Origin of the sequence: Cryobacterium sp. RTC2.1, assembly GCF_035018685.1 — a bacterium.
GTDB lineage: Bacteria > Actinomycetota > Actinomycetes > Actinomycetales > Microbacteriaceae > Cryobacterium > Cryobacterium glucosi.
Genome location: NZ_JASJXJ010000190.1, coordinates 1 through 6,165, shown reverse-complemented (window position 1 = coordinate 6,165; position 6,165 = coordinate 1). Strand labels below are relative to the sequence as shown.

6 protein-coding genes are annotated in these 6,165 nt (G+C 69.7%); 2 read left to right on the top strand and 4 right to left on the bottom strand.

Features of this window, described 5'->3' with window-relative positions:
- The coding region (locus tag QN357_RS17115; RefSeq protein WP_323505261.1) for an NADH:flavin oxidoreductase/NADH oxidase at positions 1-1,084 on the top strand (1,084 nt) is incomplete at its 5' end.
- 71 nt (positions 1,085-1,155) lie between these two features.
- On the opposite strand, the gene QN357_RS17110 is transcribed toward QN357_RS17115, so the two are convergent.
- From QN357_RS17110 to QN357_RS17095, 4 genes are all read right to left on the bottom strand, one after another.
- Positions 1,156-1,533, bottom strand: a complete 378-nt coding sequence (locus tag QN357_RS17110) for a VOC family protein (RefSeq protein WP_134449775.1) — start codon at positions 1,531-1,533, stop codon at positions 1,156-1,158.
- Positions 1,534-1,639: 106 nt separating this feature from the next.
- A complete protein-coding gene (locus tag QN357_RS17105) occupies positions 1,640-2,722 on the bottom strand; it encodes a hemolysin family protein (protein ID WP_322189552.1) in 1,083 nt (360 codons plus the stop codon).
- On the bottom strand, positions 2,715-4,142 hold the full coding sequence (locus QN357_RS17100) for a hemolysin family protein (RefSeq protein WP_323505260.1): 1,428 nt from the start codon (positions 4,140-4,142) through the stop codon (positions 2,715-2,717). Before QN357_RS17100 ends, QN357_RS17105 begins: the two co-directional genes overlap by 8 nt.
- Before the next feature lie 189 nt (positions 4,143-4,331).
- Positions 4,332-5,771 carry a GuaB1 family IMP dehydrogenase-related protein gene (locus QN357_RS17095; protein ID WP_134449772.1) on the bottom strand — a complete coding sequence of 480 codons (1,440 nt, stop codon included), beginning with the start codon at positions 5,769-5,771 and terminating at the stop codon, positions 4,332-4,334.
- A gap of 130 nt (positions 5,772-5,901) precedes the next feature.
- Here QN357_RS17095 and QN357_RS17090 point away from each other — a divergent pair.
- On the top strand, positions 5,902-6,165 hold a 264-nt coding region (locus QN357_RS17090; RefSeq protein WP_323505259.1), incomplete at its 3' end, for a 2-oxoglutarate dehydrogenase E1 subunit family protein.

The window sequence follows — 6,165 nt, the reverse complement described above, 5'->3', positions numbered from 1 at the left end:
CCCCCTGACCGTCCGGGGCCTGACCGTGCGCAACCGGCTCTGGGCCGCCCCGATGTGCCAGTACTCGATCCTGAAAGAGGACGGCGTGCCGGAGGACTGGCACCTCGTGCACCTCGGCGGCCTCGCGGCGGGCGGGGCTGGCCTCGTCATCGCCGAGGCGAGCGCGGTGAGCCCGGAGGGTCGCATCACCGCCCGAGACACCGGCATCTGGAACACGGAGCAGGCCGACGCCTGGGCCCGCATCGTCCGCTTCATCCACGGACAGGGCGCACGCGCCGGCATCCAGCTCGCGCACGCCGGCCGCAAGGCATCGACCTGGCCGGCCTGGGGCGCCGACAGCCACGGCGCCGTCCGGCACGGCACCGTCCCCGCGGCGGAGGGCGGCTGGCCGACGCTGTCGGCGTCGACCATCCCGTTCCCCGGCTACGCGGCTCCCGTCGCCCTCGACGCCCGCGGCATCGACATGGTCGTCGACGATTTCGCCGCCGCGGCCGTCCGCGCCATCGAAGCCGGCTTCGACGTGCTCGAGATCCATGCGGCACACGGGTACCTGCTGCACCAGTTCCTCTCCCCGCTCAGCAACGACCGCACCGACGAGTTCGGCGGTTCCCTCGAGAACCGCGCCAGGCTGCTGCTGCGGGTCGTCGCGGCCGTCCGCGCGGCGGTCGGCGCGTCGCATCCGCTCTTCGTGCGTTTCTCGGCCACCGACTGGGCCCCGGGAGGCTGGACCCCGGAGGAGACCGCCATCGTCGCCGGCTGGGCGCGCACCGCGGGCGCCGACTTCTTCGACATCTCCTCCGGCGGCAACGTCACGGGCGTGCAGATCCCGCTCAGTCCCGGCTACCAGGTGCCGCTCGCCGCGTTCGTGAAGGGCGAAGCGGATGTCCCGGTGAGCGCGGTCGGACTCATCACGACCCCGGCGCAGGCCGAGGAGATCCTCGCGAGCGGGCAGGCCGACGCCGTCATGCTCGCGAGGGAACTCCTGCGCGACCCGCACTTCCCGTTGCGGGCAGCCCACGAACTCGGGGCGACGATCGACTATTGGCCGCCGCAGTACCTGCGCGCCCGCTGGCCGGAGGCCTGAGCGCCCCACCGACCCGGCGCTCACTCCGGCCAGGCGCTCAGGGCGCCTGGCCCTTCACGCCGTCTTGCCATTCACACCGACTGGGACACGCAGATGAAATTCCCTTCCGAATCCCGGAACCAGGCAGCCTTGCCCTCGGAGTCCGTTGCGATGCCGTTCTCGGTCTTGAGTCCCGGCACGTCGTACTCCTCGAAGACAACTCCGCGGCTGCGCAGCGCGGCCATTTCGGCCTCGAGGTCGTCTGTCATCCAGCCGAGCGCGGTGTTCCTGGCCGTGCCGGCGTTCTCGGTTTCGTAGACCTGCACCCTGGCCCCGGACGGCGTGCGGTAGACGAGCCCGTGCTCGTGCTCCTCCGCCGGTTCGAGCCCGAGCTTGTCCCGGTAGAACTCCCTCGCGCGCTTCAGGTCCTTCGCCGGCAGTACCGAATAGGCTTCCAACTGGCTCAACATGAGTCTGCCTCACTTTCTTTCGGCGCACATTTTACGCCCGTGAGCACCCGCCGTCGAGGTCCCGGCCTGCCCGCAGCGTCCGTCGGACCCGGTACCTCGACGCCGCTCAGAGACGCCGGGTCGCGTCCTGCACTTCGCCGACGAGCTCTTCGATGATGTCCTCGAGGAAGAGCACCCCCGTCGTCGCCCCGACTGCGGTGAACGAGCGGGCGAGATGTGCTCCGGAGCGGCGCATGGTCGCGAGCGCGTCCTCGAGGTCGGTGCCTTCGTAGATCGACACGAGCTGGCGGATGCGCTTGGCCGGGATGGGATCGGCGTAGCTGCCGAGGCCGTTCCCGGCGGTGCTGCCCGTGACGGGGATTCCCGCGTCGCCGTCGAGGTCGATCACGTCCTTGAGGTGCACGTAGCCGGTCGGCTCCCCTTCGGCGGTCACGAGCACGTAGCGCGAGAAACCGTGCTTGGTGACGGCCTTCTCCACGTCGGCCGGGCTTGCGGACTCCGGCAGGCTGATCAGGTCCGCGAGCGGGACCGCGACGTCGCGCACCTTGCGGGTGGTGAACTCGAACGTCGCGCTGAGCGCACCGGTTCCGTCGCGGAGCACGCCCTCCCTGGTCGACTCCGACACGATCGTCGCGACCTCCTCGAGCGTGTACGTGCTGTTCGCCTCGTGCTTGGGCTCGACCCGGAACAGCCTCAGGACGCCGTTGGCAGTCGAGTTGAGCGCCACGATCAGGGGCTTGACGAGGCGTCCGAAGAACACGAGCGGCGGCGCGAGCACGAGCACGGCCTTGTCGGGGATCGAGAACGACAGGTTCTTCGGCACCATCTCGCCGAACACGACGTGCAGGTAGGAGACGAGCAGCAGCGTCACGATGAACGCGATCGCGGTGAGCGCCTCGTCCGGCAGCCCGGTCAGGGCGAGCGGCGCCTCGAGCAGGTGGTGGATCGCCGGCTCAGAAACGTTCAGGATCAGCAGCGAGCACACCGTGATGCCGAGCTGGGTCGTCGCGAGCATGAGCGTCGCGTGCTCCATCGCGTAGAGCGCCGTCCGGGCGCCCATCCGGCCGGCGGCTGCGAGCGGCTCGATCTGGGAGCGCCTCGCGGAGATGACCGCGAACTCGGCGGCCACGAAGAAGGCATTTCCGGCGAGCAGCACGAACAGCCAGACGATTCCTGTCCAGTCACTCATGACGGCGCTCCTTCGGCTTCGCCGCGGTGGGTCGGGTGGGCGCAGAGGGTGCCGTCGCCGGCGTCGCCAGCGGTACGGTTGCGACCGCGACCGTGGTCCCCGGCTCGGACTCGGTCTCCGGTTCCGGCTCCGACGTGGGCGTGAAGCGGATGCGGTCGATCCGGCGACCGTCGAGACGTTCGACCGAGAGCTCTCCCGTTGCGATGCCGACGACGTCGCCGACGACGGGCAATCGGCCGAGCTCGCTCATCACGAAACCCGCGACCGTCTCGTACGGGCCGTCCTCAGGAACCACGACGCCGGTGCGTTCGAGGAGTTCGTCCGGGCGGAGCATCCCGGGGAAGGTCAGGGAGTCCGGCGAACGCACGACCCCTGCCCTGGTGCGGTCGTGCTCGTCGGCGACCTCGCCGACCAGTTCCTCGACGAGGTCCTCGAGGGTCGCGACACCGGCGGTTCCGCCGTATTCGTCGACGACGACGGCCATCTGGTAGCCGCGGCCGCGGAGTTCGACGAGGAGGCCGTCGAGTTTCATGGTCTCCGGCACGCGAACGGCCTCGGACTGGAGTGCGGACACCGGGACATCCGCCCGGCGGTGCCGCGGCACGGCGACGGCCTGCTTCACGTGCACGATGCCGACGACGTCGTCGACTCCCTCGTCGACGACGGGGAACCGCGAGTACCCGGTTTGGCGGGTGAGGTCGATCACGGCCTGGGCGGAGGCGTTGCGCTGGATGCTCGCGACGCGCGGGCGGGGCGTCATGACGTCGGCGGCGGTGTGGCCGGAGAAGAGCAGGGTGCGGTGCAGCAGCGTCGCCGTGTCCTTCTCGAGCAGGCCGGCACTGGCAGAACGCCGCACGAGCGAGGAGAGCTCCTCTGCGGTGCGCGCTCCGGACAGCTCTTCCTTGGGTTCGATCCCGATCGACCGGAGCACGGCGTTCGCGCTGCCGTTGAGCACGGTCACGGCCGGACGGAACACGGTCGTGAACAGGGTCTGGAACGGGATCACGAGCTTCGCGGTCTTGATCGGCAGGGCGAGGGCGAAGTTCTTCGGCACCAGCTCGCCGATGATCATCGAGGCGAGGGTCGCGATCACGATCGCGGCCGTCGAGGCGACGACGGGCACGACGAGTCTCGGGAACCCCGCAGCCAGCAGCGGCGGCGCGAGCAGGCTGCTGATCGCGGGCTCGAGAGCGTAGCCGGTGAGGAGCGTGGTCAGGGTGATGCCGAGCTGGGCGCTCGAGAGGTGCGTCGAGGTGATCTTCAGGGCCGCGATGGTCTTCGCGAGCCGCGTCTCTCCGCGGGCCTGCCTGGCCTCGAGGTCGCTGCGCTCGAGATTCACGAGGGAGAACTCGCTCGCGACGAAGAGGCCGGTGCCGATGGTCAGGATGATGCCGACGCCGAGCATGACCCACTCAAACATCGCGGGGCCCGGCGTCCGCTGTCGTTGCAGCTGTCGTCACAAGGGGAAAACCGTTCTCACGGGGAGAACGGTTACTGGGCGAATTCGCAGGAGGAGGGTCGTCCATTATTCATCCAACTATACCGTGCAGGTCCCGTGCGGGACCGGGTGCGCGTGGCACACCCGGACCCGATTGTCAGGAAGCGACCGCTACCAGGAGACCGGGAGGGCCTTGCCCTCCTCGTAGCCGGCGGCCGACTGGATCCCGACGAGGGAGCGCTCGTGGAATTCGTCGAGGTTGGTCGCGCCCGCGTAGCTGAACGAGCTGCGCACACCGGAGGTGATCATGTCGAGCAGGTCCTCGAGTGAGGGACGGAGCGGGTCGAGGTAGATCTTCGAGCTCGAGATGCCCTCTGCGAAGAGGGTCTTCCGTGCGAGCTCGTACGGGTCGAGCCTGTCGAAGCGTTCCTGAACGGCCTTGGTCGATGCCATGCCCCAGCTCTCCTTGTAGACCGCGCCGGAGGCATCCGTGTCGAGCAGGCCAGGCGCCTCGATGGTGCCGGCGAACCACGAGCCGATCATGACGGATGCCGCGCCGGCGGCGAGTGCGAGCGCCACGTCCCTGGGGTAGCGCACCCCGCCGTCCGCCCAGACGTGCGCGCCGAGTTCGCGCGCGGCGGCTGCGGTCTCGAGCACGGCGGAGAACTGCGGCCGGCCGACGGCGGTCATCATCCGGGTCGTGCACATCGCGCCGGGTCCGACGCCGACCTTCACGATGGTGGCGCCCGCCCCGACCAGGTCGTTGACGGCATCCGCGGTCACGACGTTGCCTGCGACGATCGGGATGCCGAGGCCGAGCCCTGCGACGATGCCGAGCGCCCGCAGCATGCCGGCCTGGTGCCCGTGCGCGGTGTCGACGACGAGGACGTCGACACCGGCGGCGACGAGCGCGCGTGCCTTCGCGGCCACGTCGCCGTTGATGCCGATCGCCGCGGCGACGAGCAGACGCCCGTGGGCGTCGACGGAGGGCTGATAGAGGGTCGAGCGGAGCGCGCTCTTGCGGCTCAGGGTGCCGACCATGACGCCGTGGCGGAGCACGGGGGCGAAGTCGAGTTCCGCGGCGGTCATCACGTCGAAGGCGCGGCGCGGGCCGTCGATGTCCTCGGCGTCGAGGGACGTCAGCGGGCCGTGCAGCAGGTCGCCGAGCTGGGCGTCCGGCAGGGCGGTGCCGAGCCTGGCGGCGTCGATGCAGCCGAGGTATGCGCCGCGGGCGTCGTTGACGACGATGCCCTGGCCGGCGACGGGGGGCACCTGGCGCAGGGCGCTCGCGACCGTTTCACCCGGCCCGAAGATGAACGGGGTGTCGAAACGGGTCGACTGGTCCTTCACCCAGCGGATCGCGGCGTCGAGTTCCTGCAGGTGCATGTCCTGCGGCAGCACGCCGAGTCCGCCGCGGCGTGCGAGGGACGCGGCGAGCCGGGGACCGGTCACCGAGTTCATGTTCGCGGACACGACAGGGATGGTGGCCCCTGTCCCGTCTCCGGGCGCGAGGGAGACGTCGAGCCTGCTCGTGACGGCCGATTCGCTCGGCACCAGGAAGACGTCGGAATACGTGAGATCGTGGCTGGGGATCGCTCCATAGAACTGCATGCAAATAACGCTAGCCCCCCGCATCGATACCCGCAGCCATGCGCGATTGGTTTAGGCTGGGCGGGCAGACCGAACCGGCGATTTTCGGCCGGGGATATCCAAAATTCAACGCAGAGAGTGGGAACCGGCTGTGTCGAGCCAGTTGACCGGTAGTGGATCCGACGAAGCAACGTCGGGTGAATTCGGAGCGAACGAGTGGCTCGTCGACGAGCTGTACGAACGGTACCTCGTCGACAAGAACTCGGTGGATGAGTCCTGGTGGCCCGTGCTGGAGAGCTACCACCAGACCGCGAACGGGGCAGGCCACGACGCGGAATCACCCGCTGCCGAGGCCGCGCAGCCGGCCCAGACGGCGGCATCCGCCCCCGCAGCAGCAACCCCGGTCGCTCCGGCC